Annotated in this window: 29 protein-coding genes and 1 tRNA gene; 10 read left to right on the top strand and 20 right to left on the bottom strand. The window is 60.3% G+C overall.

Going from position 1 to position 26342, the window contains the following annotated elements:
• The first annotated feature begins 4 nt into the window (after positions 1 to 4).
• A tRNA-Pro gene (locus DSM110093_RS07760) sits at positions 5 to 81 on the top strand.
• Between the two features lie 78 nt (positions 82 to 159).
• Positions 160 to 1236 carry a 2'-deoxycytidine 5'-triphosphate deaminase gene (locus DSM110093_RS07755; protein WP_243267690.1) on the top strand — a complete coding sequence of 359 codons (1077 nt, stop codon included), beginning with the start codon at positions 160 to 162 and terminating at the stop codon, positions 1234 to 1236.
• Positions 1237 to 1248: 12 nt separating this feature from the next.
• On the opposite strand, the gene DSM110093_RS07750 is transcribed toward DSM110093_RS07755, so the two are convergent.
• From DSM110093_RS07750 to DSM110093_RS07715, 8 genes are all read right to left on the bottom strand, one after another.
• On the bottom strand, positions 1249 to 1401 hold the full coding sequence (locus DSM110093_RS07750) for a hypothetical protein (RefSeq protein WP_243267537.1): 153 nt from the start codon (positions 1399 to 1401) through the stop codon (positions 1249 to 1251).
• Positions 1402 to 1467: 66 nt separating this feature from the next.
• Positions 1468 to 2124 carry an SMC-Scp complex subunit ScpB gene (gene scpB / locus DSM110093_RS07745; protein WP_243267536.1) on the bottom strand — a complete coding sequence of 219 codons (657 nt, stop codon included), beginning with the start codon at positions 2122 to 2124 and terminating at the stop codon, positions 1468 to 1470.
• Between the two features lie 3 nt (positions 2125 to 2127).
• Positions 2128 to 2922 carry a ScpA family protein gene (locus tag DSM110093_RS07740; RefSeq protein WP_243267535.1) on the bottom strand — a complete coding sequence of 265 codons (795 nt, stop codon included), beginning with the start codon at positions 2920 to 2922 and terminating at the stop codon, positions 2128 to 2130.
• On the bottom strand, positions 2915 to 3922 hold the full coding sequence (gene nagZ, locus DSM110093_RS07735; RefSeq protein ID WP_243267533.1) for a beta-N-acetylhexosaminidase: 1008 nt from the start codon (positions 3920 to 3922) through the stop codon (positions 2915 to 2917). Before nagZ ends, DSM110093_RS07740 begins: the two co-directional genes overlap by 8 nt.
• Complete coding sequence (locus DSM110093_RS07730; RefSeq protein ID WP_243267532.1) at positions 3922 to 4926, bottom strand: SPOR domain-containing protein; 1005 nt, start codon at positions 4924 to 4926, stop codon at positions 3922 to 3924. The genes nagZ and DSM110093_RS07730 overlap by 1 nt, the downstream gene beginning before the upstream one ends.
• A gap of 78 nt (positions 4927 to 5004) precedes the next feature.
• Positions 5005 to 6750, bottom strand: coding sequence for an arginine--tRNA ligase (argS, locus tag DSM110093_RS07725; protein WP_243267530.1), 1746 nt, complete (start codon positions 6748 to 6750; stop codon positions 5005 to 5007).
• 106 nt (positions 6751 to 6856) lie between these two features.
• A complete protein-coding gene (locus DSM110093_RS07720; protein WP_243267529.1) occupies positions 6857 to 7477 on the bottom strand; it encodes a hypothetical protein in 621 nt (206 codons plus the stop codon).
• 47 nt (positions 7478 to 7524) lie between these two features.
• Positions 7525 to 8682, bottom strand: coding sequence for a deoxyguanosinetriphosphate triphosphohydrolase (locus DSM110093_RS07715; protein ID WP_243267527.1), 1158 nt, complete (start codon positions 8680 to 8682; stop codon positions 7525 to 7527).
• Positions 8683 to 8777: 95 nt separating this feature from the next.
• Between DSM110093_RS07715 and DSM110093_RS07710 the strand changes: the two genes are divergently transcribed.
• Positions 8778 to 9101, top strand: a complete 324-nt coding sequence (locus DSM110093_RS07710; RefSeq protein WP_243267526.1) for an iron-sulfur cluster assembly accessory protein — start codon at positions 8778 to 8780, stop codon at positions 9099 to 9101.
• A 15-nt stretch (positions 9102 to 9116) separates the two neighbouring features.
• Here the strand turns inward: DSM110093_RS07710 and DSM110093_RS07705 are convergent, their stop codons facing one another.
• Together DSM110093_RS07705 and DSM110093_RS07700 are read right to left on the bottom strand one after the other, a co-directional pair.
• On the bottom strand, positions 9117 to 10175 hold the full coding sequence (locus DSM110093_RS07705; protein WP_243267524.1) for a hypothetical protein: 1059 nt from the start codon (positions 10173 to 10175) through the stop codon (positions 9117 to 9119).
• Positions 10176 to 10231: 56 nt separating this feature from the next.
• Positions 10232 to 10495, bottom strand: a complete 264-nt coding sequence (locus DSM110093_RS07700) for a DUF6749 family protein (RefSeq protein WP_243267523.1) — start codon at positions 10493 to 10495, stop codon at positions 10232 to 10234.
• Positions 10496 to 10842: 347 nt separating this feature from the next.
• Here DSM110093_RS07700 and xth point away from each other — a divergent pair, with 347 nt between their 5' ends.
• Positions 10843 to 11625 carry an exodeoxyribonuclease III gene (gene xth, locus DSM110093_RS07695; RefSeq protein ID WP_243267521.1) on the top strand — a complete coding sequence of 261 codons (783 nt, stop codon included), beginning with the start codon at positions 10843 to 10845 and terminating at the stop codon, positions 11623 to 11625.
• A gap of 3 nt (positions 11626 to 11628) precedes the next feature.
• Here the strand turns inward: xth and DSM110093_RS07690 are convergent, their stop codons facing one another.
• Positions 11629 to 12213 carry an HNH endonuclease gene (locus tag DSM110093_RS07690; protein WP_093926080.1) on the bottom strand — a complete coding sequence of 195 codons (585 nt, stop codon included), beginning with the start codon at positions 12211 to 12213 and terminating at the stop codon, positions 11629 to 11631.
• Positions 12214 to 12359: 146 nt separating this feature from the next.
• On the opposite strand from DSM110093_RS07690, the gene DSM110093_RS07685 reads away from it, so the two are divergent.
• Positions 12360 to 12803, top strand: a complete 444-nt coding sequence (locus DSM110093_RS07685) for a VOC family protein (protein ID WP_243267520.1) — start codon at positions 12360 to 12362, stop codon at positions 12801 to 12803.
• Here DSM110093_RS07685 and DSM110093_RS07680 read toward each other — a convergent pair.
• The 3 genes from DSM110093_RS07680 to DSM110093_RS07670 are packed head-to-tail and all read right to left on the bottom strand — an operon-like array spanning position 12800 to position 14813.
• Positions 12800 to 13465, bottom strand: a complete 666-nt coding sequence (locus DSM110093_RS07680) for an alpha/beta fold hydrolase (protein WP_243267518.1) — start codon at positions 13463 to 13465, stop codon at positions 12800 to 12802. The two genes, DSM110093_RS07685 and DSM110093_RS07680, sit on opposite strands and share 4 nt — an antisense overlap.
• The gene (locus DSM110093_RS07675; protein WP_243267516.1) at positions 13462 to 14094 is read right to left on the bottom strand and encodes a DNA-3-methyladenine glycosylase 2 family protein; all 633 of its coding nucleotides are present in this window, start codon (positions 14092 to 14094) and stop codon (positions 13462 to 13464) included. The genes DSM110093_RS07680 and DSM110093_RS07675 overlap by 4 nt, the downstream gene beginning before the upstream one ends.
• Positions 14091 to 14813, bottom strand: a complete 723-nt coding sequence (locus DSM110093_RS07670; RefSeq protein ID WP_243267515.1) for a precorrin-6A/cobalt-precorrin-6A reductase — start codon at positions 14811 to 14813, stop codon at positions 14091 to 14093. Before DSM110093_RS07670 ends, DSM110093_RS07675 begins: the two co-directional genes overlap by 4 nt.
• A 147-nt stretch (positions 14814 to 14960) precedes the next feature.
• On the opposite strand from DSM110093_RS07670, the gene DSM110093_RS07665 reads away from it, so the two are divergent.
• On the top strand, positions 14961 to 16172 hold the full coding sequence (locus tag DSM110093_RS07665) for an MFS transporter (RefSeq protein ID WP_243267513.1): 1212 nt from the start codon (positions 14961 to 14963) through the stop codon (positions 16170 to 16172).
• 4 nt (positions 16173 to 16176) lie between these two features.
• On the opposite strand, the gene DSM110093_RS07660 is transcribed toward DSM110093_RS07665, so the two are convergent.
• The 4 genes from DSM110093_RS07660 to cysS are packed head-to-tail and all read right to left on the bottom strand — an operon-like array spanning position 16177 to position 20637.
• Positions 16177 to 16941 (bottom strand): squalene/phytoene synthase family protein, encoded by a 765-nt coding sequence (locus tag DSM110093_RS07660; protein ID WP_243267511.1) that lies wholly within the window; start codon positions 16939 to 16941, stop codon positions 16177 to 16179.
• Complete coding sequence (locus tag DSM110093_RS07655; protein ID WP_243267509.1) at positions 16938 to 17657, bottom strand: class I SAM-dependent methyltransferase; 720 nt, start codon at positions 17655 to 17657, stop codon at positions 16938 to 16940. The genes DSM110093_RS07660 and DSM110093_RS07655 overlap by 4 nt, the downstream gene beginning before the upstream one ends.
• Positions 17654 to 19270: a citramalate synthase gene (gene cimA / locus DSM110093_RS07650; RefSeq protein WP_243267507.1), complete on the bottom strand. Its 1617-nt coding sequence runs from the start codon at positions 19268 to 19270 to the stop codon at positions 17654 to 17656. Before cimA ends, DSM110093_RS07655 begins: the two co-directional genes overlap by 4 nt.
• Positions 19267 to 20637: a cysteine--tRNA ligase gene (gene cysS, locus DSM110093_RS07645; protein ID WP_243267506.1), complete on the bottom strand. Its 1371-nt coding sequence runs from the start codon at positions 20635 to 20637 to the stop codon at positions 19267 to 19269. Before cysS ends, cimA begins: the two co-directional genes overlap by 4 nt.
• Before the next feature lie 292 nt (positions 20638 to 20929).
• Here cysS and DSM110093_RS07640 point away from each other — a divergent pair, with 292 nt between their 5' ends.
• Positions 20930 to 22111 carry a pyridoxal phosphate-dependent aminotransferase gene (locus DSM110093_RS07640; RefSeq protein ID WP_243267504.1) on the top strand — a complete coding sequence of 394 codons (1182 nt, stop codon included), beginning with the start codon at positions 20930 to 20932 and terminating at the stop codon, positions 22109 to 22111.
• Between the two features lie 72 nt (positions 22112 to 22183).
• Here DSM110093_RS07640 and DSM110093_RS07635 read toward each other — a convergent pair whose 3' ends face one another.
• Together DSM110093_RS07635 and DSM110093_RS07630 are read right to left on the bottom strand one after the other, a co-directional pair.
• The gene (locus DSM110093_RS07635) at positions 22184 to 22783 is read right to left on the bottom strand and encodes a porin family protein (protein WP_243267503.1); all 600 of its coding nucleotides are present in this window, start codon (positions 22781 to 22783) and stop codon (positions 22184 to 22186) included.
• A 397-nt stretch (positions 22784 to 23180) separates the two neighbouring features.
• Positions 23181 to 23438 (bottom strand): hypothetical protein, encoded by a 258-nt coding sequence (locus tag DSM110093_RS07630; protein WP_243267502.1) that lies wholly within the window; start codon positions 23436 to 23438, stop codon positions 23181 to 23183.
• A gap of 243 nt (positions 23439 to 23681) precedes the next feature.
• Between DSM110093_RS07630 and DSM110093_RS07625 the strand changes: the two genes are divergently transcribed.
• The 3 genes from DSM110093_RS07625 (at position 23682) to DSM110093_RS07615 (ending at position 26338) form a co-directional block, all read left to right on the top strand.
• On the top strand, positions 23682 to 24179 hold the full coding sequence (locus tag DSM110093_RS07625; RefSeq protein ID WP_243267500.1) for a sigma-70 family RNA polymerase sigma factor: 498 nt from the start codon (positions 23682 to 23684) through the stop codon (positions 24177 to 24179).
• Positions 24180 to 24260: 81 nt separating this feature from the next.
• The gene (locus DSM110093_RS07620) at positions 24261 to 25631 is read left to right on the top strand and encodes a phospholipase D-like domain-containing protein (protein WP_243267499.1); all 1371 of its coding nucleotides are present in this window, start codon (positions 24261 to 24263) and stop codon (positions 25629 to 25631) included.
• Complete coding sequence (locus tag DSM110093_RS07615; protein WP_243267498.1) at positions 25628 to 26338, top strand: endonuclease/exonuclease/phosphatase family protein; 711 nt, start codon at positions 25628 to 25630, stop codon at positions 26336 to 26338. The genes DSM110093_RS07620 and DSM110093_RS07615 overlap by 4 nt, the downstream gene beginning before the upstream one ends.
• Positions 26339 to 26342: the final 4 nt, after the last annotated feature.

The following is a 26342-nucleotide window of genomic DNA, read 5'->3' as shown; positions in this document are numbered from 1 at the left end:
TAGTCGGGCTATGGCGCAGCCTGGTAGCGCGTCCGTCTGGGGGACGGAAGGTCGCAGGTTCGAGTCCTGCTAGCCCGACCAAGCGACTACAACAAAACGCCCGCGCCGGTAACGCGCGGGCGTTTGTCATTTGAAAGGCCCCGCTTGATGCCCAATGCGATGAACGGGGTGCTCCCCAACCAGCAGATTGCAGCGATGATCGAAAGCGGTGCCATTGCCGCCGATCCGGCAGTCACTTCGGCCCAGATCCAGCCTGCCAGCCTTGATCTACGCCTTGGCAACGTCGCCTATCGCGTACGGGCATCCTTCCTTGCCGGGCATGGGGCAAAGGTAGCGGATCGTTTGGCAGAGTTCGAGATGCACCGCGTTGACCTCAGCGAAGGTGCAGTACTAGAAAAAGGCTGCGTCTATGTCGTGCCTTTGATGGAAACGCTTGCGCTGTCTGACAATGTCTCTGCGGTCGCCAATGCCAAAAGCTCCACCGGGCGGCTCGATCTTTTGACACGCACCATCACCGACGGCGGGACCGAGTTTGACCGGATCGCGCCGGGCTATACCGGCCCGCTTTATGCTGAGATCTGCCCCCGCTCCTTTTCCGTGCTTGTGCGCCCCGGCATGCGGCTGAATCAGATCCGCTTCGGCAGTGGCGATGCCACGCTGGACGATGATGCCTTACGTGCGCTGCATGATAAAACCCCCTTGGTGGATGGTACCGCCGTGATCGACGAAGGCTTGGGCTTTTCCGTCGATCTGCGCCTGCCCGGCACCAGCCTTGTCGGCTACCGCGCCAAGCCGCATACTGGGGTGATCGACCTCGACAAGATCGGCCACTACGACCCGGCAGCCTATTGGGAAGAGGTGCACAGCACCAATGGGCAGATCATCCTTGATCCCGGTGCATTCTACATCTTGGTCAGCCGCGAAGCCGTGACAATTCCCCCCGTTTATGCTGCTGAAATGGCGCCTTATCTAGCGATGGTGGGCGAATTCCGTGTGCATTACGCGGGCTTCTTCGATCCGGGCTTTGGCCATGCCGAAGCAGGCGGCGCAGGTTCGCGCGGGGTATTGGAAGTGCGCTGCCATGAAGCGCCGTTTGTGCTAGAGCATGGTCAGGTCGTGGGGCGGTTGGTCTATGAGCATATGGCCCAGATCCCCAGCCAGCTTTACGGGGCTGACATCGCCTCAAATTACCAAGGTCAGGGTCTGAAGCTGTCAAAGCACTTCCGCTCAGCTTGAAGCGGTAGTCTTTTACCTAGACCGAAAGAACCGCCGCAGCATCCGGATACCCTGCTGCGCAGAGCGCGCATTAAACGCAGACCCTTTGCCGGCCCTGCGCTTGCCTGCACGCGATAGCATCCGCCGCATCACCTGACGCATGACCATATTGACGATCTGTTTCATCGAAACTCTCCCCGGATCAACCTATCTGATGTAGGTATAGTGGGCCGTATGTCAGCCCCACATCTATCAATCCTCGAAAAGCTCGCTTTGCCCTTCGGTGGTCTCCGGCTCGTCCTCGCCATCGCCAACCGTTGGCAGCAGCCCAGATGGCGGGCGGTTTTCCAACAGCCCGGCAGAGCGGAGTTCTTTCAGCCCCGGTAGATCCCGCGCGCTTTCCAAACCAAAGTGATCGAGGAACTCTTGCGTCACTACAAATGTCACCGGGCGGCCCGGTGTCATCTTGCGACGGCCAAAGCGGATCCACTCCATCTCTAGCAATTGGTCCACCGTGCCACGAGAGACCGCGACACCGCGAATTTCTTCGATCTCGGCGCGGGTGACGGGCTGGTGATAGGCGATGATCGCCAGCGTCTCGATCGCGGCACGGCTGAGTTTACGCGTCTCAACCGTTTCGCGGTGCATGAGAAAGCCAAGATCGGGCGCGGTCCGAAAGGCATAGGCATCGCCCACCTTCATCACCTGCACACCGCGCCCTTGATAGCGATGCCGCAAGAATGCCATTGCTTCGCCCACATCCGATCCCGCCGGCAGGCGGGTTTCCAATTCACGCAAGGTGATCGGTTCGGAGCTTGCGAAAAGCACGGCTTCGATCATGCGCTCTTGTTCGGCCAATGACGGCGCGTCGAACAGTTTTTTCTCTTTCGTCTTAACTTCTTCCGACACGCATCAATCCTTTTTGCGCAGTTGGATAGGGGCGAAAATCTCTTTCTGACGGATCTCCATATGCCCCTCTTTCACCAGTTGAAGCGATGCAGCAAAGGTCGCCGCCGTGGCAGAGCGTCGCCGCTCAGGATCGCTCTCCCAACCTTCGGGCAGATAGCTGTTAAGATCGCCCCAATCGCCCGCATAGCCAATCAGCCCGCGCATCCGTTCCAGCGCCTCTTCCATGGTGAAAACCTTGTCGCGGTCCATCACGAAGGGGCGGAATTCATCTCGCGTGCGGGTGCGCGCATAGCCCTGCATAAGGTCCAGCAGGGTCGCGGTATAGGTCACCTTTTTGACGCGGGTGATCTCATGGGTCTGGCCACGGGCAAAGAAATCGCGGCCAAGCTGATCGCGGGCCATCAGGCGTGCGGCAGCGTCGCGCATGGCTTGGAGACGTTCCAGTTGGAACGCCAGATGTGCAGCCATCTCTTCGCCAGATGGGCCTTCTTCGGTCGGGTCCGGGGGCAGCAACAGACGCGATTTAAGGAACGCCAGCCATGCGGCCATCACAAGGTAATCTGCGGCCAGTTCCAGGCGCAGTTCTTTGGCCCGCTCGACAAAGGCCAGATACTGCCGTGCAAGTTGCAGCACTGAGACTTTGCGCAGGTCGACCTTTTGGGTACGGCTAAGCGACAGCAGCAGATCAAGCGGCCCCTCATAGCCCTCAACATCAATGATGAACGCCTCGGCGGCCAGCCGATCGGCAACGGAGCCGCCAGCCCCGTCCATGTCTTCCTGAAATGTCGTGTCAGCCATGCAATGCTCCGCCCAGAAGCGTCTCAAGTTGGGCGCTGAGGGCGTCGATGTCAACGTCATCGGGGGTCTGCCGCGCATCCATGGCCCGCAGGGCGCGGGTCTGGGCGGCGGGGGTCATTTCGCCTGCGGCTTCTGCAACGGCGCGGCGGTCTTCTAGCGGGCCATTGCAAAAAAGGGCCACGTCACAGCCCGCCGCAATTGCCGCGCGGGTGCTTTCCGCCGGGGTCATTTGCAGCGCCTTCATCGAGATGTCGTCTGTCATCACGAGGTTATCGAAGCCGATATCCTCACGGATGATCCGCATGACCTTAGCGGACAGGGTCGCCGGGGTATCATCCAGCGCGTCATAGACCAGATGGGCTGTCATCCCCATGGGCAGATCCCGCAGACTGCGGAACGGCGCAAAATCGACCGCCTCCAGATCAATCCGACGGGCATCGACACGGGGCAAATTGTGGTGACTGTCGAGCGTGGCACGGCCATGACCGGGCATATGTTTCATCACCGGCAACACGCCCCCCGCCAGCAGCCCGTCGGCCACCGCGCGGCCAATCTCGGCCACCTGCCCCGGCGTTTCGCCATAGCAACGGTTGCGCAAAAACGGATGGGTCTTGGGCCCCGCCACGTCGATCAGCGGCGCACAGTTGCTATCGATGCCGACGTTGTGCAGCTCTTGGGCGATGATCCGGTACATAAGGTAGAACGCTTGACGCGCTTGATCTCCGGCACGTTCGGCTAATTCCATCGGAGGCACCCAATTGCGCCACTGAGGCGCGCGCATACGCTGCACGCGACCTCCTTCTTGGTCGATGGTGATTACCGCCTCGTGGCCCGCCGCCTCGCGCATCTCCTCACAAAGCGCGCGAACTTGGTCGGGGCTGTCGATGTTGCGAGAAAAAAGAATAAAACCAAAGGGCCGCACGTCCCGAAAGAATGCTTTTTCCTCGACGCTGAGCCGCAAGCCCGTCGCATCGAGGATCGTGGCCCCAAATGGGCGCATCAGCGCATTACCACCGGAATGCAATCTGCGTTTTCAGCCACGAGAGCCGAACAGAAGCGGCGCGCATCTGCGATGTCGTCAAAGCCCATCGCGCGCAGGCGATAGAACACCCGGCCACCGCTGGTCGCCTTTTGAACAACGCGGTTTTTACCTTCAAGGTAGGCGCCGAAGCGGCCCTGAAGACGATCCCACTGTTCGCGGGCAACCTCTGGGCTGTCGAATGCACCAAGCTGCGCCATGCGGGTGCCAGCGGGAAGGGCCGCGGGATCGACCTCTTGCGTGGCGGCTTTGACCGGATTGCTTTGAACCGAAGCAGGCGTCACCACGGCACCACCTGCGGGGCGACGGCGGGGGCGCAGCGAATTGCGTACGCCGGGTGCGTTCAGCACGGCTTTGACCACCTTAGGCTGCGCCGATGTATCGGCCAGCGCCATGGCGACGGCAGTATCGACCGGGTCGGCAGCCGCCTCACCGCTCAAGGGAGCCACACCATTGGTAAGTTGAGCCACAAGGTCTTGGACGTTGCCTGAGCGGATCGCGGCAGAGGCGTCAATCAGATTACCGTCGCCACCTTGGGCCACGGCTTTGGTCGCCTCGCCTTGTGGTTTTCCGGCAACCATCGCCACTTGCACGGGCTGGTCTTCGTCCTGCAATTCGATCTGGCGGGGCGCGAGGCGCAGCTGATCGGCGGGGCGTCCGGCGTTGCCTTCGGCGGCCACTACGTTGACCGACAACCCCTGATGTCGGGCCAATTCTCCGCCCGGTTCTTCGGGGCGCACACGCATTTCACCTTGGACGGCGCGGACCACGGGAATACCCGTCACATCACGTACCAACAGTTTGTAGCCCCAAACGCCGATCCCGGCGACCAGCGCCAGTGAAACCACGGCGCCAGCGATATTGGTGAGCGTTGTCAGTGCCTTGGGCGCGGTGCCCACTGCGTATCCATGCGCGGAATCGGGCGCATAGCCCGCCGTCGTCGGGGAAGACGTGAAATCTGCCATCTCTGCCTCTTTGCCCGACGTGATACATCGCCACGCGGGTCTATCTTGGGGTTGCCTGTTTTCGGCGCGCTGGTGCGGTTATCGCATCTCTTGTGCCGGTGTGACGCCAAGAATACCAAGACCCGCCGCGATTACAATCGCAACGGCACGCGACAGGGCGATTTTTGCCTGTGATGTGTCAGCATCGCCTTCTTGCAACGCGCGCAACCCATCTTCAGAGCGGCCCAAGTGATAGAGGCTGTGGAAATCGGACGCGAGTTCATAAAGGTAGAAGGCAACGCGGTGCGGTTCATTGCTACGCGCGGCCGTCTCAACCAGACGTGGCCATTCCGCAAGTTTGCGCAGCAGCCCGATCTCGGCATCATGGTCAAGTTTGGTCAGATCGGCATCCATCAGGGTCGCGTCATTAACGTTGATCTCAGCCGCTTCGGCCTTGCGCAGGATCGAGGCAACGCGCGCATGGGCGTATTGCACGTAGAACACAGGATTCTCGCGGCTTTGCTCAAGCACCTTGTCGAAATCAAAGTCCAACATCGCGTCATTTTTGCGGGTCAGCATGACAAAACGTGTCACATCAGGGCCAACCTGATCGACCACATCGCGCAGGGTGACAAAAGTCCCTGCCCGTTTGGACATCTTGAATGGCTCACCGTTTTTGAACAATTTCACCAGCTGTGTCAGCTTGATATCAAGCGGCACATGCCCATCGCTCAGCGCTTTGACTGCCGCTTTCATACGTTTGACATAGCCGCCGTGATCAGCGCCCAAAATGTCAATCAACATGTCAAAGTCGCGGCTTATCTTGTCGTAATGATAAGCGATATCGGGAGCGAAATAGGTCCAAGAACCGTCCGATTTCTTGACCGGGCGGTCCACATCATCGCCATGCTCGGTCGATTTAAACAGCGTCTGTTCGCGCGGTTCCCAATCCTCGGGTTTCTTTCCCTTTGGCGGCTCCAGCACGCCCTCATAGATCAGCCCCTTGGCTTCGAGAGAGGAAATCGCCGCCTCAATCTGACCCGTACCGTAGAGCGATTTTTCGCTATAGAAGACATCCATTTCAACGCCCAGCGATGCCAAATCCTCACGGATCAGGTTCATCATCGCATCGGTCGCGAACTCTCGAAGATCATCGAGCCATTCGCTTTCAGGTTGATCCACCAGCTTGTCGCCGTACATTTTAGCCAGCGCTTCGCCTAGCGGGATCAAGTAATCGCCGGGGTATGTGCCATCGGGGAAGGCCACCTCTTTGCCATTGGCTTCGAGGTAGCGCAGGTAGACCGACCGCGCCAGAACATCGACCTGTGCACCGCCATCGTTGATGTAGTATTCACGGGTCACATCGTAGCCTGCGAAATCCAGCAGGCTGGCCAGCGCGTCGCCAAAGACCGCACCACGGGTGTGGCCCACATGCAGCGGGCCGGTTGGGTTGGCCGAAACATATTCGACGTTCACCCGTTGACCGGCGCCAAGGATCGCGCGGCCAAAGTTGGTGCCTTGGTTCAAGACCTGCCGTGCCACGTTTTGCCAGACTGAAGGCGCAAGCCGCAGGTTGATGAACCCCGGACCGGCCACTTCGGCAGAGGTGATACGCGGATCGTTCTGCAACTGTGCTGCCAGCGCTTCGGCGATGTCACGCGGCTTCATGCCTGCGGGCTTGGCCAGTACCATCGCGGCATTGGTCGCCATATCGCCATGCGCAGGGTCGCGCGGCGGCTCAGCGGTGATCGGGTCAAAGTTCAGGGTCGCAGGCAGGGCTTCCTGCGCGACCATCTGTTCCAGCGTCGCAATGATAAGATGGCGAATTTCGGCAAATAGGTTCATGTCGGGTATCCTTGTTCCCCGCCCGTTTATCATGTGCGGGGGTGCAGTCAATCAAGCGGCGGGCCGCGATGGCCCAAGTCAGGGAATGGCGTTTGAAGCGGCGCTATCAGCCGAGGTCCAAACGCCCACTTCGGAGCCGTCGGCCCGCTTCGGACCCGAGGAAAAGCGCGGTGTCTGCGGCCAGTTCGGCCTGTCCCTCGGGCACAGTGATCAGATGAAAATGCAGGCCGCGTGCGCCAAAAACCTCATCAAGCGCGGCATTGGCCGCCTCAAAGGCCCCGATCAGCCCATGCCCGGCAAGTGCAAGCGGCTGACTGGGGCGCGGCAGAACGGTCACAACGGACCCCTGCCCGGCTACCAAGCCACGGCCCAAGGCCCGCACCAGCGCAGAAAGCCCCCGGATCTGCGCATCAATACCTTTTGCACAGTCTTCTGGGTCAAGCGGCATCAGGTTCAACACCAAATGCAACGGCGTGCCGCCCCAGTTGCGGTAGAGCGGCTCGAACCGGCTGACCAGATCACCAGCCAACGCCAGCCCTTCGACCCGTTCTGGCGATTGACTCATCAGACGGGCCAAAACGGTCGGGTCGCGGTCCATCGCCACAACCTCTGCCCCCAGACCAGCGGCACGTTTGGTCACCGCCGAGCCGGGTGCTTGACCCGCGGAAAGGATCGCAAAGGTCGCGTCACCAGCCAAGCTTTCCGGCAGAACGGGGGTCTGTATCATCTATGTCACCTATGGATCGTCAATGTCAGACTACCATGTCCAAGGGCCTAGCGGAAGCTGCGCAAATCACTGCCAAAGAGCCGCGCATGTTCTTGCAGCGCGAAACGGTCCGTCATGCCTGCAATGTAATCAGAGACCATCCGCGCCAGCGTGGTGTCATCCTCTGCCGCCTCAATCGCCGCCGCCCAATGACGGGGCAGAAGGTTGGGCTGAGATAAAAACAGCGGAAAGAGGTCTTCGACCACCTTGGTTACCTTCTCACGATTCTCCATGACCGAGGGCGCGCGGTACATGCGGGTGAAAAGGAACTTCCGTATTTGGCGCAGATCCTGCCAGACGAGATCCGAAAAGCGGATTACCGGGCGACCCAGATGGCGGATGTCATCGGGGGATTGTGCGCCCGTTTCCTTTAGCAGTTTGGCGGAGGTTTCGATCACATCACCGACCATTACGCCGAACACCCGGCGCAGCGCCTCGTGGCGGCGGCGATAGCTGTCGGTGTCGGGGTACAGGCGGTCCACTTCCGCATAGGCCGCGCCGACCATGGGCAGCTCAGCGATCTCTTCTTCGGTGAACAGGCCCGCTCGCAAACCATCATGGAGATCGTGGTTGTTATAGGCGATATCATCCGAAAGCGCGGCAACCTGCGCTTCGGCGCTGGCATGGGTGTGCAGTTCCAGATCATGCCGCGCGTTATAGCCAGCAAGCGCATGGGGCACATCGCCGATCACTGGGCCATTGTGTTTGGCAATTCCTTCAAGGGTATCCCACGTCAGGTTCAGCCCATCGAATTCGGCATAATGCCGTTCCAGCGTGGTGACGATCTTGATCGCCTGCGCGTTGTGGTCAAACCCACCATAGGGCTGCATCAGCTTGTGGAGCGCGTCTTCTCCAGTGTGGCCAAAGGGCGTGTGGCCCAGATCATGCGCTAGCGCCACGGCTTCGGTCAGCTCTCCGTTCAAGCGCAGCGCGCCTGAGATCGTCCGTGCCACCTGTGCCACTTCAATCGAATGGGTCAGCCGGGTGCGGAAATAATCTCCCTCATGCTCCACAAAGACCTGCGTCTTGTGTTTGAGCCGCCGAAAGGCGGAGGCGTGAATGATCCGGTCCCGGTCCCGCTGATAGCAGGAGCGAAAAGTGCTTTCCTCTTCGGGCACAAGCCGTCCCTTGGCTGTGTCCGGATCAGAGGCGAATTTTGCGCGCATTGCGGCTGGTCCTTCTTGCGGTCCTTGTGACCTGTCCTTGTGGTTTCTATATGTTAAGGGAACGCGAAAGAAAACCGATGCATCGGAGCCCGCAGATGAACCTGCCCCCCAAAGTTACGTCCCGCGCCTTTGAACGCCTCGCCGAGATCGGGGCCGCCGACGAAGGCAAAGCCCTGCGCATCGCCGTCGAGGGCGGCGGCTGTTCGGGATTTCAGTATGACATTGCATTGGACGCACCTGCCGAGGATGACCTCGTTCTGGAAGGCAGTGGTCAGAAAGTGGTGGTCGATAGTGTATCGCTGCCGTTTCTGGCTGATGCGGTGATCGACTTCACCGAAGAGTTGATCGGCGCGCGGTTCACGATTGAGAACCCCAATGCGACGGCGGCCTGCGGCTGCGGCACATCTTTCTCGATGTGAGCTTTCCGGGCGCGTCTAACCGCGCGCCCGTGCAAACCCCTCAAAGAATTTTTCAAAATGCGGGCCAGATTGCTCAGCCGCGAGTAAGACCGCGTGACTGTCTGGCCCAAGATAAGACAGAACATGCGGGCGCATATGCCCCCAATCTGCACTGCGCTGCGCCCCCATATCACTCAGACATTCCGCCAAGGGCCGCAGCGCCCCCTGCCCCCGGGAACGGCATTTAAACCGCAGCGCACCATCGGACAGGTGCTGCGGGCGCAGGGGACGGCCCGCAATATGTATGGCCCACCCGGTGACGAGCCATTCATGGTAGTCGTCCTGCACAGGGGCGTGCGTATCCGCCTGAATGCGAGAGGCACGGTGGCATTCCGCCACAGAGTTTTCCCACGACCTAGCTGGCGCCACTCCGGCAAATCGCAGCGCGGCGCAGACTTCGGCGAGCAGATCCATATCTTGATCAAGAAAAGCGAGCAGTCCAGTGAACTGTAAGCTCAGCAAAGCTTTTTCGGGCAGGCTCGGGTCTAGGCGGCCATAGTCCGACAGATAGTAGACAATATGTGTTAGCTCATACGCGGCCTTACGGTTGGGTATGGCGAAGGTGGCGCTGCGGGTAATAAAATTGTGCAACCGCTCGCCAAGCGCACCCTCACCGACCAGCGGCCCGACAGCGCGGCGGCGCAGCAGGCGGCGTGCCTCGGCACGTTGTAGATCGGACAGCTCCATGCCCTCTAAGCCCACGCGGGCAACCTCATCGCACAGTGCCGCGCCGTAAAGTTCCGGCAGGCCAAGCTCTTCGAGGTCGAGACAGAGCGACAGGATAAAACGGTAGTACTGCGGGAAATCGCGGAGCATGTTGCGGCTCTTTGAATGGAAGGCGACAAGCGGCTCAAGCATCTCGGCGTCCAACGCGGCCCCTATGCTTGCTAGCATCCCCAACAGTTCGGCGTTTTCCTTCATCCAAAAGACATCCCCCTGCTGGCGGCGTTCGCTGGCAAAGGCGCGGATCAACCGCGTTCTTCGGGTCGTCGTGTCGCAATTATCTTCAGGTCTTAGCAGAACAACATTGGTCATTAGAGGGCCTCCAAAAAGGGACAGCGGGCGGAGGAAACCGCCCGCTTGATCAGGTTTCAGGCGCCGAATGGCAGCACCTGCGCCTCAGAAGCCGCAAGCCCAGTGGTGAATAGGCCCACCCCCGCCCCCTGCGCGATGGTTCCGGTGTTTTGTTGTAACCCAGTGGTGAACAGTTCCACCCCATCGCCCATGAGCATGTCGCTGCCCATTGGATTAAGGCCCGTGGTGAATAGCCCAACCCCCGCGCCAAGTGATATCAGGTTGTCGTCCTCTACAGGCGCTGTTAGTGGGGCGAAAACTGTTGCAGTAGTCGTAGTCATATCGAAATCCTTTCGAGAAGATTACCATTTAAACGTGCAGTTCCTACACTGATGCATCTTAAGATTGTTTCGCCAACTGATTTCCGTCTAAGTCTTTGTCCTGAAAGATTTATCCACATGAGGATTAATGCGCAGTTCTCACGCCTTGATCATTTTTCTGTTTTCGTTGCTATGCAGAATAAAATCGATCCACAGGGCTGACTCATGACAAAAGAGGAATACGCAATCCCGTCATTCCCGCATTAAGGGAAACAATGCCCATAGAATCATCTTAAGCGCGCGCGCCTTCCCCTTGCCCCGCAACAACGATTGCGCGATAGCAGTCAGGTGTCTCAAGGGAGCCTGATATGAAAATTGCGAGTTTCAACATTAACGGCATAAAGGCCCGCGTGGCAGCGCTCCCAGAGTGGTTAGATGAGGCGCAGCCGGACGTTGTGGTCCTACAAGAGATCAAGTCAGTCGACGAGGCCTTCCCCCGCGAGATGCTTGAAGAGCGCGGCTATAACGTTGAAACCCACGGGCAAAAATCCTTCAACGGCGTGGCGATCCTGTCAAAGCTCCCGCTTGAGGATGTGACCCGTGGTTTGCCCGGTGACGACGCGGACGATCAGGCCCGTTGGATCGAAGCGACCGTCATGGGGGATGAAATGGCGGTTCGGGTCTGCGGGCTCTACCTGCCCAACGGCAACCCGGTGCCGGGGCCGAAATATGATTACAAACTCGCGTGGATGGCGCGGCTTCAGGCCCGCGCCGAGGCGCTGCTAGCAGAAGAAACGCCATTCCTCATGGCGGGTGATTACAACATCATCCCGCAGGCCGAAGACGCGGCCAAGCCCGATAGCTGGCGCGAAGACGCGCTGTTTCGCCCCGAGTCCCGCGCCGCATGGCGGCGGTTGGTGAACCTTGGACTGACCGACGCCTTCCGCGCACGGACCCAAGGACCAGGGCATTATTCATTCTGGGATTATCAAGCGGGCGCGTGGAACCGGAACAACGGCATCCGCATCGACCATTTTTTGCTGTCGCCTTCCTGCGCCGATCGGCTGCGCGACTGCCAGATCGACCGCGACGTGCGCGGGCGCGACAAGCCGTCGGACCATGTGCCGATCTGGGTTGAGCTTGCTATCTGAGCGTCACGCTTCGAGCTCGGCATCCCAATAGAGGAAATCCATCCAGCTCTCATGCAGATGGCCGGGTGGGAATTTGCGGCCCATGTTGCGCAGCTCTTCGGCAGCGGGCTGGCGCGGCGGTTTGCGCAAGGCAAGCCCGGTGCGGTGCAAGGGTCGCGATCCTTTGCGCAGGTTGCAGGGGCTACAGGCCGCCACCACGTTTTGCCAACTCGTCACGCCGCCTGCGGCGCGCGGCACCACATGGTCAAAGGTCAGATCGCCCTTCGCACCGCAGTATTGGCACCGAAATTCATCCCTCAGAAATAAATTAAAGCGCGTGAAGGCCACGCGCTTTTGAGGTTTGACATAGTCTTTTAGAACGACAACCGAGGGTATCCTAATCACCGTCGAGGGGCTGCGCACCACCTCGTCATATTCGGCGACGATCTCTACCCGGTCGAGCCATTTGGCTTTAACGGCTTCTTGCCAAGGCCAAAGCGACAGCGGGTAATAAGATAAAGGTCGGTAATCCGCATTAAGCACCAGCGCAGGGCGGTGTTTCAAAGCCGCCGGTTGGCGGGTAAATTCGGTCCTGAAATCGCCGTCCATCTGGTCGCGTCCTCTGCCCGTTTCGCTTCACTATATCTCGCGGTTTCGCTCTGGCAAGACAAAGGTGAACCACTAGATGTCGCCGGTTTTGCCAGCCAAGTACGACAGATGCGTGACAGATAGGCAGAGTCTGTTAACCTTATTGCATGACAGATAAGCCCCTGCCCGACGCCCCCGCTCCGCAATCGCTGCTCGAAGCCGCGCTTTATGTCGGTGATCTGGATGCCGCGCGACAGTTCTACCGCGATCACTTGGGCTTACAGTTATTTCAAGAGGTACCGGGGCGGCATATGTTCTTTGCGCTTGGGCCATCTGTGCTGCTGATCTTCAACCCCACCGCGACGGCGCAGCCGCCCGGCAACCCGCAGATGCCGGTGCCGCCCCATGGGGCACAAGGGCCGGGGCATGTCTGCTTTGCGATGAAGCGCGACGAAATCACTGCGATGGAGAGGCGGTTGAGCACCGCCGGGGTCAAGATTGACACCCGCTTTGATTGGCCGAACGGGGCGCGCTCGTTCTATGTGCGCGACCCCGCTGGCAATTCAGTTGAATTTGCCGAACCTTGGCTTTGGGACGAAATGAAGGGTTAAAGCCCCAGTTTATCCCGCATAAAGGCCAGCGCCACACTCAAACCATCGGGCGCAATGCCGTGGCCAGTGCCTTTCATGACGTGGGCAAAGACATCCTGCCATCCTGCCTCTTGCAGTGCTTCGGCGGCCTGAGGCAAGGATTCCGGCGGCACCACGTCATCGGCATCGCCATGCACCAGCAACACGGGCGGTTTCACCCGCGCCTCTTCGGTCAGCGCTTCGGGGTTCAGCAGGCGGCCCGAAAAGGCCACGATGCCCGCCACCGCATCCTCGCGGCGCGGGGCCACATGCAGCGACATCATCGTGCCTTGGGAAAAGCCAAAGAGCACGACCTGTTCGGGCAGCACGTCTTCATCCACCATCAGCGCATCAAGAAACGCGTCGAGGTCTTCGACCGCGCTCATCATGCCGCGCATCGATTCCTCTTCGGACGATCCGTCGATCCACGGGATCGGGAACCACTGAAAGCCCATCGGCGCACCTGCGCAAGCCTCGGGCGCGTCGGGCGCGACGAACAGCGTGTCAGGCAGATGCTCGCCCAGCGGATCGGCGAGGCCCAGCAGGTCAGCCCCATTGGCCCCATAGCCATGGAGGAACACCACAACCGACCGTGTGGTGCCAGAGACCGGCTCGCGGCGCTCGGCGTTCAAAACCCGTGTCATGACAATCCTTCCTTTTGTTTCAACACCCGGTAGTAGGCAAAGAGCAAGCGCGCCGCAACCGACCGCCAAGGTGACCAAGCGGCGGCCATCGCAGTAAGGTCTTTTGGCGTGGGACGCGCGGACAGATCAAATAGACCCCGCGCGGCTTCTTGCAACGCCAGATCGCCGCTTGGGAAAACATCCCGCCGACCAAGGCAGAACATCACATAGACCTGCGCGGTCCATGGGCCGATGCCGGGCATGGCGATCAGCGCGGCGATGGCGTCGTCATCAGAGAAGTGGTGTAACGCGTCAAAGTCGAATTCGCTTTCCGCCAATGCCAAGACATAGCGCGCCTTTGGCCGACTTAGCCCCGCGGCACGCAGCCCGCTGTCTTGAGCGACAAGCACATTTTCTGGCCTATCCAACCCGGCCTCGACCAGCCGCGCATAGATCGCCCTTGCAGAAGCCACGCTGACCTGCTGTCCAACGATGATATCAAGCAATCCGGCATAGCCCGGCGGCCGCAAGCGCAGCGGCAAGGGTCCAGTTTGGCTGAGCGCCATGGCAAAGCGTGGCTCTGCCTCGGCCAGCCACGACGCCCCTTCCGCGACATCAGCATCACAGGTAATCGAAGGATAGATGCTCAAAGTCGGGCCACCCAATCCAGCATTGCTTCGAGGTTACTGAGACACACCGCCCCCTCTGGCAAACGCGGCCTTTCGATCAGGACCACAGGCAGGCCAAGGGCGAGTGCGGCGTTGACTTTCGGGCGACTCGCCTGCCCGCCGAGGTTACGGCAGATCAGAAGGTTGACGCCGAGGTCGCGAAACAATGCGGTTTCAGCAGCCACGGTGAACGGTGGATCGCCAAAGATCAGATCGACGAAATCAAAGGGCGCAGGTCGCTCATGACGGCTGGTCTGGCGCAGCATTAAGCGCTCGCCGTCAAAGGGCAGAAACTGCGGCAGGCTGGCCCATCCTGTGGCGGCAAAAACACGGGCGCCGGACGGCACCGCGCGGGCGGCGGCAGCAACATCACTGACCGATCGCAACAGCGGATCATCTAAAGCCCAGCCAGGCCGCGCGAAACTGACAAAGGGTTTGCCCAATCTCGTGGCAGCGGCAAAGCCTGCATGGCTCAGAACCGCATCAAATCCGTGGCTTAGATCCAAAACCGCATCGTATTTCGCCATATCGCGTCGCAATGCGGCCGGGTCTTCGGGGTCGCGCATTTCAAACGTCACTGGCATCGGATTGTTGCCGCGCGGCAGTTCAGACAGCCATGCGGTTACCCTATGGCCCGCCTGCTGCAATTCTACGCCAAGTTGACGCGCTTCGGCAGTGCCAGCGAGGAGAAGGAGGTTCAATGAAGGGCTTCTTTGGGAGGTCATTGGCGCGATCATCGGCGAGCTTGGCTCCGGGCGCAAGCGCCAAGCGCGACGCAAAAAGCCGTGGCGGACTTGCCCTTACCCAACGGCAAGGCTACGCCTTGGCGGCAAGTGAGGAATTCAGACATGATCGACGACAGACGCGCACGGCGCAACGTGGCGGTGCTGGTGGCAGCGCAGGCCTTTCTCGGGGCGCAAATGCCGATGATCTTTTTGGTCGGGGGGCTTGCTGGGCATTCGCTTGCGACGAATGTTTGTCTGGCGACGCTGCCGATTTCGATGATCGTTCTGGGCTCAATGCTCGCGGCCACGCCAATCTCGACCGTGATGCAGCGTTATGGCCGTAAAGCGGGCTTTTTCCTAGGCGCTGCGGGCGGGGCTTTGGGGGGCGCGGTGGCAGCCTATGGACTTTATCTGGCCTCTTTTCCGGTCTTTTTGCTCGGCTCGTTGCTCACTGGTGTCTACATGTCAGCGCAGGGGTTCTACCGCTTTGCCGCTGCCGATACCGCATCGGATGATTTCCGGCCCAAGGCGATATCCTATGTCATGGCAGGCGGCCTTGTCTCTGCTATCATCGGGCCCCAGCTTGCCACAGCGACTTCGGGCAGCCTCGTGGTGCCGTTCCTTGGCACCTATCTTGCCGTGGTTGCGGTGAACCTGATGGGCGCAGTGCTGTTTTTGTTTATCGACATTCCCAAGCCGCCGATCCCGGCGCATGACGCGCCCAAGGGCCGTAGCCGTTGGGAACTCCTGACCACGCCGCGCATCGCCGTGGCGGTAATCTGCGCCATGGTGTCTTATGCGCTGATGAACCTTGTCATGACATCGACGCCGCTGGCTGTCGTGGGGTGTGGGTATAGCCAAGACAATGCGGGCTATGTGGTCACCGGCCATGTGCTGGCGATGTTCGCGCCATCCTTCTTTACCGGGCATCTGATCAGCCGTTTCGGGGTTGAGCGGATCATGGGCCTTGGCATTGCGATCCTTGCAGCCGCTGGTCTGGTGGCGCTGCAGGGGGTGGAACTTAGCAACTTTTACATTGCGCTGATCCTCTTGGGGCTGGGTTGGAACTTTGGCTTTATCGGCGCAACCACGATGCTTGCCGGCGCGCACGAACCGCATGAGCGTGGACGGATGCAGGGCTTGAACGATTTGCTGGTCTTTGGCGGCGTGACCGTTGCCTCGCTCGCATCGGGCGGGCTGATGAACTGCTCGGGTGGCACGGCACAAGAAGGCTGGGCGGCGGTGAACCTTGCCATGGTGCCGTTCTTGGTATTGGCAGGTGGCTCGCTGATCTGGCTGGTGCTGCGCAGCCGTCGTGAAACGCAGCCGAGCTAAGCGCCTACCAGCGCGAGACCATGGCCCGAAGCGCGAAATGGCGGCGCGGGTCCGGCAGGGCAGCTTGGGAAACCTTTTGCGGGTCTGCCACTGCCGCCCGCAATACCGGCCCAGCGTGGGCTGCTGGAAGCACGGCCGCGCTGGCCGAGCCGGGGAACCTTCCACGGTTGGCGCGGGCCGACTTCAGACGGCCCAACGCGCCCGATGCGAGAGTCGAAACCCCTTCTGCCGTACCGTCCAACAGCGGAACGCGGCCTGCTTCCTCCAAGGTGGGAATGGCGCAAAGCCATGCTGCAATCCCGGTTGCGTAGGCCGCATCGCGCACGGTGGTTTCATCGGTCGCACCTAGGCGGCGCGCTGCCACCCACATCAGATGACCAGCGGTTTGGTCGATGTAACGCTCAAAGTGGGCGGCATCTTCAAACGGGTCTTTATAAATATCCCACCGCCGCGCGGCGACGAGTTCGTCGAGCAGTTCTGCATCCTCTGGGGCGATGGCCCTTGCCAGCGGCGTGGTAACTTCGTGACGCCTGACGGGACCGCCCTTGGCAATCTCCTCCAGCGCGTCGCGCCACCATTGCAGACGCATCTCGGCGATCATCGCCTCTTGCGTGACCCATGGCGCGCGGGCCACTTCGACGTTAAAGGCATAGAGCGGGAAGAGCAGCTTGCGTGCCTCAAGGGGTGCGGCCATGGCCGCGCGAAAGCGCCATGGGTCGGCGCGCTCTACCATGGCCGCGCAGGCGTTTAGGTCGGCGTCGAAGGTCATGCGGGGCGTGCCACCGTCAACAGATAGCCGAATTCCTCGCGGTGCGCGCGCCAACAGGCGATTTCCGCCTCTGTTGCATCTAGCACCTGCGCCAATGCGTCATCCGCGCCGGGGCGCAGCTTTTCGATACGGGCCTCCAGCGGGGTGTAGTAATTTTCCCAAGCCTCATCCGACAGAACACGGGTCGCCACCACCTCATACCCTGCCGCGTGGACCCGTTCGGCAATGCCGTCTGTATCACTCATCGCCGGATAATCGGCCCATTGCGCGCGGGCTTTGTCGGAAGGGGTATCGGTCAGCCAGCAAGGCTCGGAGAATGCCACCACACCACCCTTGCGCAGCGATTTACGCCAGCGGGTCAACGCTTCGGTAACGCCAAGGAAATAGACGGCACCGGCGCACCAGATCAGGTCGTATTCATTGGCGATGGCGGCCATATCCGCGCGCAGCAGGGTGACATTGCCATCCGCCACGAAACGGCCACGTGCGGTGTCGACAAAATGCGCGGTCTTATCGAGTGCGGTGACATGTCCCTGCGGGACCGCCGCGCGGAGTGCGCCGATGTCGCTGCCGGGGCCGCAGGCCACATCCGCAATCTCGGCACGCGCGGGCAGGTCGACCTGTTCCACAGCCCAGTTCACGTCCGAAGGCTCCCCCGGCCCTTCGCGCGGCAGGTCGCGGTGGAGCGTGAAAAAGGCGGTCATATCATCTGTCATTGGGCGCGGTCCCGGATCAATTTCCAACGTATCGCATCAAGCAGCGCTTCAAACGAAGCGTCGAGTATGTTTGCGCTGACGCCCACGGTGGACCAGCGCCGCCCCTGCCCGTCTTCGCTGTCGATGATGACGCGGGTGGTGGCTTCGGTGCCGCCTTGAGTGATCCGCACTTTGAAGTCAACCAGACGCATGTCGTCCAAAAGGCTGCTGTATTTGCCGAGGTCTTTCGCGAGCGCTTTGGAGAGCGCGTTAACTGGACCGCGGTCTGCCCCGCCTTCATCAAGGGATTCCGAGACTGAAAGGCGCTTTTCCCCATCCACTTCAATCACAACGACCGCTTCGGATAGGCTGACCATCCGCCCCTCGGCATTGCGGCGGCGTTCCACCGTGACGCGGTAACGCTCGACTTCGAACAGGTGCGGCAGTTGGCCCATCACATCGCGCGCCAGCAATTCAAAACTGGCCTGCGCGGTGTCATAGGCATAGCCCTGCGCCTCACGATCCTTGACCACGTCTAGAATGCGGCTAAGCGCCGGATCGCCTTTTTCAACCGCCAGCCCTGCATCGCCCAAGCGTTTGCGCAGGTTGGACTGCCCGGCTTGGTTTGACATGGGAATGATCCGCGCGTTGCCCACCAGCGCCGGGTCGATATGTTCATAGGTGCTGGGGTCTTTGGCGATGGCCGACGCATGCAGCCCCGCCTTATGCGCAAAGGCCGAAGAGCCGACGAAGCCTGCCTGTTTCATCGGCACGCGGTTAAGGATTTCGTCCAACATCCGACTGGTGCGGGTCAGCCCACGGAGCGCTTCAAGGCTGACGCCAATCACATACTTGCTGGCATAGGGTTCTTTGAGCAGCAGGATCGGGATCAGCGTGGTGAGGTTCGCATTGCCGCAGCGTTCACCCAGCCCATTCAGCGTGCCTTGGATTTGGCGCACGCCTGCGTCGATGGCGGCCAGTGTACAGGCGACAGCGTTCTCAGTGTCGTCGTGGGTGTGGATGCCCAGCCGGTCGCCGGGAATGCCTGCGGCGATCACATCGCGGGTGATGCGCCCGATCTCCTCGGGCAGCGTGCCGCCATTGGTATCGCACAACACGATCCAGCGCGCACCCGCCTCATAGGCCGCGCGGATCGCCTCAAGCGCGTAGTCGGGGTTGGCCTTATAGCCGTCAAAGAAATGCTCTGCATCAAACAGCGCCTCGCGCCCTTGGGAGACCAGATGGGCGACGGATTTGGCGATGTTGTCGGTGTTTTCCTTCAGCGTGATGCCAAGGGCGGTTTTGACGTGGAAGTCATGGGTCTTGCCGACGATGCAGACCGACCGCGTCCCTGCGTTCAAGACGGCGGCCAGCACATCGTCATTTTCCGCCGACATGCCCGCACGTTTGGTCATGCCGAAGGCGGTGAGCCGTGCCGAGGTGGGCGGTGCCGCGTCGAAGAACGCGCTGTCGGTTGGGTTCGCACCGGGCCAGCCGCCTTCGATATAGTCCACCCCAAGCGCATCCAGCGCCTCGGCGATCTGGCGTTTCTCGTCAGTGGAGAATTGAACGCCTTGGGTCTGCTGCCCATCGCGCAGCGTGGTGTCATAAAGCCTGAGACGTTCGCGGGTCACAACAACCCCTCCAACTGCGCCCGATCAAAGCCGGGCGGTGGGGTCAGTTTCACGCCGTCCTTGCTCATCTGGACTTCGATCCCGACGGAGGTGAGCGCGGTTTTGATCCGGTCGACTTGCGCGAAATCCTTCGTCTCCATCGCGGTGGCACGGGCATCACTTAGAAAAGCTTCGACATCGCTGAGATCGAGCGCCTGCGCCGCGGCCCATTCAGGGATCAGATCATCCAGCAGCCCCAAAAGCGAGAGCGCGCCGCGCAGCCCTGCCGTATCGCCCGCATTCGACAGACGGTGGCATTCGGTCAGCGCACCGTGGGTGTTGAGGTCATCTGCCAAGAGCGTGACGAGGTCCGAAGAAGGCGTCGCGGCCTCGGCCTCCGCCGCCTGAAGATACCATTTGCGCAGGGTCTTTTCGGCCTCCTCACGCTTTTTCTCGGTCCAGTCCATCGGCTTGCGGTAATGGGTCGAGAGCATCACGAAGCGGATCACCTCGCCCTGCACGCCCTGATCCAGCAGATCGCGCACGGTAAAGAAATTGCCCAAGCTCTTGGACATCTTCTTGCCCTCGACCTGCAACATCTCATTGTGCAGCCAGTAGTTGGCAAAGCCGTGGCCCGCGCATTTTGACTGGGCGATCTCATTTTCATGATGCGGGAATTGCAGATCGATGCCACCGCCGTGGATGTCGAACTGCTCCCCCAGCAGGTCATGCGCCATGGCGGAGCATTCGATATGCCAGCCCGGACGGCCCTGCCCCCAAGGCGACTCCCAGCCTGGCGTGGCCTCATCCGAAGGTTTCCAGAGCACGAAATCCATCGGGTCTTCTTTATAAGGCGCGACTTCGACCCGAGCGCCTGCGATCATATCGTCGATCGACCGGCCCGAGAGCGCGCCATATTCGGCATATTTGCGCACCCGGAACAGCACATGGCCTTCGGCCTCATAGGCGTAGCCTTCATCGATCAAGCCGCGGATCATCGCAACCATCTGCGGGATGTATTGCGTGGCACGGGGCATGTGATCAGGCTCCAGCGCACCGACGGCGGCCATGTCATCGAGATACCACTGGGTGGTCTCGGCCGTGATCTCGCCGATGCTGCGCCCGCTTGTCGCGGCGCGGGCGTTAATCTTGTCATCGACATCGGTGAAGTTGCGCACGTAAGTAACCTGTTCGGGGCCATAGACGTGCCGCAGGAGCCGGAAGAGCACATCAAACACGATCACGGGCCGCGCGTTGCCCAGATGCGCCCGGTCATAGACCGTGGGGCCACAGACATACATCCGCACATTCTGCGCATCAATCGGCGTGAAATCCTCTTTCTTCCGGGTGGCGGTGTTGTGCAGCTTGATCGTCAGGTCACGGGTCATGGGCAGGCGTCCTTGCGCGGGTGTGACGCGGGCTTGGCATAGTTTTGTCAGAATGGGAATGACGTGAACAGCGGCCCGCGAGGAAGTCTCAGCGGGTAATGCAGCAAATAATGAGCGTTGCGGTGTTCATGACTGACTTGTAGCAAGCCTGCCCTCATCCGCCAAGCCCCTTGTCTGGTTAAGTTTTAGCTAGTTGATCTAATGGGTGCGAAAATGCGCGGCTCGCACCGGGCCGAACGGATTGACAAAACGGCATGCCTCTGCCCCCTTGGGGCAAATTTCAGGAGGCACTATGGATAGATCATCGCGCATCAAAGGGGTTCTGGCCGGAGGGTCCGACGGCTGGGAAGTTTTTCATAAATCACGCGCGATGATCGCAGCTGGGGTGCCAGTGACTGAGCTGACCATTGGTGAGCATGACATCCGCACCGCCGCGCCCATCTTGCAAGAGATGCACCGCACGGCGCTTGGGGGCCATACCGGTTATGCCGCGGTGCCGGGTACCGATGCCCTGCGCGACCGGATTGCGCAGCGGGCTCAGGACCGGACCGGCGTACCCACCACCCGTGACAATGTCGTGGTGACACCGGGCGGTCAGGCGGGGCTGTTTGCGGCGTTTATGGCAGTCTGTGATCCGGGTGATGCGGCGCTTTATATTGACCCCTATTATGCCACCTACCCCGGCACCCTACGCGCCGCTGGGGCACGCCCCATTGCGGTAGAGGCGCGGGCTGATCTAGGGTTTCGTCCACGCGCGGCCGACCTCATCGCGGCGGCTGATGGCGCGAAGGCGCTGTTGATCAACACGCCTAATAACCCAACCGGGGTGATCTATGGTCGTGAGACTTTGACCGAGATCGCAACGGCCTGCCAAGATCGTGATCTATGGCTGGTCTCAGATGAGGTTTACGACACCCAGATTTGGGAAGGCGAACACCTAAGCGCCCGTGCCCTGCCCGGCATGGCGGATCGCACGCTGGTCATCGGCTCCATGTCGAAATCGCACGCCATGACCGGCAGCCGCTGTGGCTGGATCATCGGGCCTGAGGACATCATCGCCGATATCATCGACCTCGCCACCCATACCAACTACGGCGTGCCGGGGTTCATTCAGGACGCGAGCGATTATGCTCTTGCTCAGGGTCATGCACTAGAGCAGGAAATCGGCGCACCGTTTGAACGTCGTCGGGCGCTGGCCCATCAGGTCTTGGCTGAGCAGAATGTGGTGCGTTTGGTGCCTTCGCAAGGGGCGATGTACCTGATGCTGGATATCCGGGCCACGGGGCTAAGTGGCAGCGAATTTGCCGACGCATTGCTGGAAAACCTCCACATCGCGGTCATGCCCGGCGAGAGTTTTGGTGCGGCGGCGGCGGGCCATGTGCGCGTCGCTATGACCATCGAAGACAGTGCATTTGAAACAGCACTACGAAGCCTCTGCAGCTTTGCCGAAGGGCGCGCCAGCCGCGCGGCATAGATCCATGAAAAAGGCCGGCCCCCTTCTGGAAGCCGGCCCGTTCATCCAAGCGCGTTAACGCGCCGGAACAGATTAGAAGCGCATGGAGCCGCGCAGGGAGATCGTTGTCGCGTCAAGATCGTCGCCTGTGCCGCCTACGTCGTCAAATTTGTGCTGCAGCACTTCGCCACCGACGGTGTAACGGTCTGTGACTTTGTACGTGACACCCAAACCAGCGAAGGGGCCAGTTTCATCACCAACGTCCGTGTCGGCACGGGCCGCACCAGCTGTTGCATAGACCAGCGTGTTGCCGAAGTCGTAACCGGCTTTCAGCTTGGCACGGGCAACGGAGTCAACGGCTGCGCCGCTGTTGCCCAGATCGATGTCGGTTTTGTCATAGTCGAGTTCACCACCCAGTACGAACTTCCCGAAGTCATAGTCGTAACCGGCGTGGAAACCGTAAGATGTGTCGTCACCATCAAGCGCCCCGCTGTCGCTGTCGATGTCTGTTTGGCCAACCTGAAGACCGGTGTAGAAACCTGTCCAGTCGCCATCAACGGCTACAGGTGTCGGCGCTGGTGTGAAAACCGGTGCTTCGACTGTAGTGTCTTCCAGCGAGCCTGCCGCGGCTACGCCAGCCAGTGCGCCTGTTGCGATGAGGGCGATGCTCGCGATTGTTGTCGTGCGTTTCATGTTCTGCTCCTTAAATTCAGGTGACCTGCGATCCTCGCCGCAGGGTCACTCACGCAACGTCCCATCTAGTATTCGGTTTCATGTTTTTCACTTCACAGAATTGCGATGCGCTGATTGTCGCACATTTGCAACATTCGGTAGGCCAAGCGCCGCTTAAGTTATGTATCAACTGGGAAAATAGATCAGCGGTAGAAGAAGACTAATGATCTAGATCAACACCTTATCGGCGCAATACGATTTAGTGCCCAGCCTAGCCGCTTAATCTTGTCTCGCATCGTCTTCTAGGCGCGAGACCACCCTTCCTCTTAAAACATCCTTGAAAGCAAAAAGGTCCGGACCTTTCGATCCGAACCCTTCCGAAGCTTTTGAGGGAGAGGCAAAAGCCTTCTGTGTTAGACTATTCCTCTGCTGGCGCTGTCGGCAGCATGCCGGATTCACCCGCGCCCTGAATCTCTGCCGCATCCAAACCGCCATCGGCGTTCAAATCCATGACCGAGAACTGCTCGCCTGTGATCTCAGGATAGACCGTCTGCAATTCCGCCACGCTCAGCAGACCATCGCCATTTGCGTCTACTTCTACCGTGTCGGCTAGGACGAAGGATGGCACCGCAAATGTGGCTGCTACGAGGGCGGCGGTTTTGGTCAGTCGTGTCATTTTGATACTCCGTTTAGGTTTTTGATGCGAAGGCTTCGGGTGCCTTCATAGTGTTAGACGCGCCCGCCGCTGTTTGCGTCCGACCACCCCAAGACCCGCGCGGGGGTCTGCCGATTGCAGCCCCGTGGTTAAGCGGCCCCTCGCCCAAAAAGCCCCCTTGCCCCGCGTCGGCGGATTTCGCGTACTGGTTGTGCGCTCAGAAATCAGCATCCTGCCCCAAACGCAAAATAACGAGAGGCAGAGATGACATCAGATACAAAAGACCCGCTCACCCCCCTGTGGCCTCGGCTAAGCGCCCGCGCCCGCCGGCTGTCGAACACGGCGGAAGAAGCAGACGACCTGATGCAAGAAACCGCCATGAAACTGATGCAAACCCTGCGCGATGGCACTGTGATCGAAACACCCGACCGCTATGCGATGATCACCCTACACAACCTCGCCCGACAGCGCTGGCGACAAAAGCGCGAGACAGAAGAATTGGCCGACGATATGGCCCTTACGCCCCCTGCCGCTCCTGCCCGACTTGCCTGCGCTGATCTGCGGGACGCGATTGCGCGGTTACCGCCTGAGCAATTGACGCTGATGCAACTGGTACAAGACGGCGAAAGCAGCCCTCAGGCCTTGGCCATCCAGACCGGGTTGCCCCTTGGCACCGTCATGTCGCGGCTGTCCCGCGCCCGTACGCGGCTGCGGGCAGAGATGGACATGGCGGCAGATACATCGGTGAAGGAATTGATGTAGCGCCATTACGGCAAAGCTTGCTGTTAAGATCGAAAGGGTTATCTGCTTGTCTTGTTAGCAAAATGGAGCAAGCCGCACCCGATGTCTTGGATCACCACACACTTAGAAATTGTCATCATCGTGGTCCTGACGCTGCTGGCGGCCATCGTGATTTTGCAGCAGCGGCGCACGCCGCAATCGACCGCGGCATGGCTGTTGTTTATCATCGCCCTGCCGTGGGTTGCGGTGCCGCTGTTTCTGGGCCTTGGCTTTCGCAAACAATCCTCACGCTATTCCCCGGTGCATTTTCTTAAAGGTGACACCGGCGGCCCACCGCCGCGCCCGGTGCATACGCTTGATGCCACAATGCAGTATTTTGGCCTGCCTGCTGCCGCGCATGGGCAAGACCTGCGGCTGTTGGGCGATCCGACCGCGGCGCATGAGGCGGTGATGGCGTTGATACAAGGGGCCGAGAAACACCTTGATGTGCTGTTTTATATCGTCGCCAATGACGAGACGGGGCGAATTTTTGTGGATGCGCTGACCGAACGGGCCAAAGCCGGTGTGAAGGTGCGTCTGCTGATGGACCGCTTGGGCACCCTGCGCGGCCCCGCTGCTGCCTTGCGTCGCCTACGTGCGGCGGGGGGCGATGTGCGGTTTTACTCCCCATTGCTACAATTCCCCGGTTCAGGGCACCTTAACCTGCGCAATCACCGTAAGATGATCATCGCCGACGATGCTCGCGTTTTTTCAGGGGGCATGAACATTGGCGCGCATTACCTCGGCCCCACTGCGCGCGCGGATGGTTGGACCGATTTGGCCTATTTGCTTGAAGGGCGTGCGGTGCAAAGCTTTGGGGATGTCTTTCGGTCCGATTGGGAAGTGGCCAGCGGCGAAACGCTGGAGCCCGCGCCATCGGTCGCTGCTGACACGGGCGGCGGGGCAACCGTGCAATTGGTCCCGTCTGGCCCTGACATTACCGAAGATCCGCTGCATGACGGTCTGATCCGCGCGCTGCATTTGGCAGAGGCACGCATCTTGTTGGTCACCCCCTATTTCGTCCCGACCGAGGCACTTGGTGCAGCGCTCACCACGGCGGCGCGACGCGGGGTGGATGTGCGCGTACTGGTGCCCGAACGCTCCAATCAGCGGCTCGCGGATTTTGCCCGCGGTGCCTATCTGCGCGATCTGCATGAGGCTGGAGGCCATGTGCTTTATTATCAACCGGGGATGATCCATGCCAAAGCGGGGGTCATCGACGATATGGGGCTGGTCGGCACCGCGAATTTTGATGTTCGCAGCATGTTGCTGAATTTCGAAGTGACGCTTTTCGTCTATGACGCGGCCACGGTCGCAAAGTTGCACGATTGGTTTGCGCATCTGTCAGAGCATTGCGCCATGGAAAAGCCGCCCACTGGGATGATCCGAAAGGTCGCCGAAGGGGTTTTTCGCCTCGGAGCGCCAATCCTATGATCCCCCCCGTAGCCCCGCAATCGCTGCGCATCGTTAGCTATAACATCCGCAAAGCCATGGGCACAGATCGCTGCCGTGATCCTGAGCGGATCATGCGTATCATCCGCAGCTTGCATGCCGATGTGGTGGTCTTGCAAGAAGCAGACCGTCGCCGTGCCCCGCGCCCTTCTGCCCTGCCGCTGGACAGCGTTGAAAAGGCCACCGGAATGCGCCCCGTGCCGACCCCCAGTGACGTGAGTATCGGCTGGCATGGCAACGCGGTGCTCGTCCGCCCCTCAGCAAAAATCGACCACGTGGCGCACCTGACACTGCCAGGAGTAGAGCCGCGCGGGGCAATGGTCGCGGACCTAAACATAGGCGCGCGTCAACTGCGGGTCATCGCCTCGCATCTCGGCCTTCTGCGCCCCTCGCGCAAAGAGCAGTTAAGCGCCATGATCGCCCATCTCGATGCCTGCACCGCCTGCCCGACCCTGATTGCCGGTGACCTTAATGAATGGTCGCAAAAGGTTGGTCTGGGGCGGCTGGCGAAACGCTTTACCATCCATGCACCGGGCAAGAGTTTTCACGCCCGGATGCCAGTGGCCTTTTTGGACCGTATCGCCTTAGATCAGCATCTCACCGTGATGCAAGGTGGCGTGATCGAGACGCCGCAGACCCGCCGTGCATCAGACCATTTGCCCATCTGGCTTGACGTGGCACATCGCTGAACGC

It is taken from the genome of Sulfitobacter sp. DSM 110093 (genome assembly GCF_022788715.1).
GTDB lineage: Bacteria > Pseudomonadota > Alphaproteobacteria > Rhodobacterales > Rhodobacteraceae > Sulfitobacter.
Note: the sequence above shows the minus strand (reverse complement) of the source record. Positions and strands in the feature narration are given on the sequence as shown.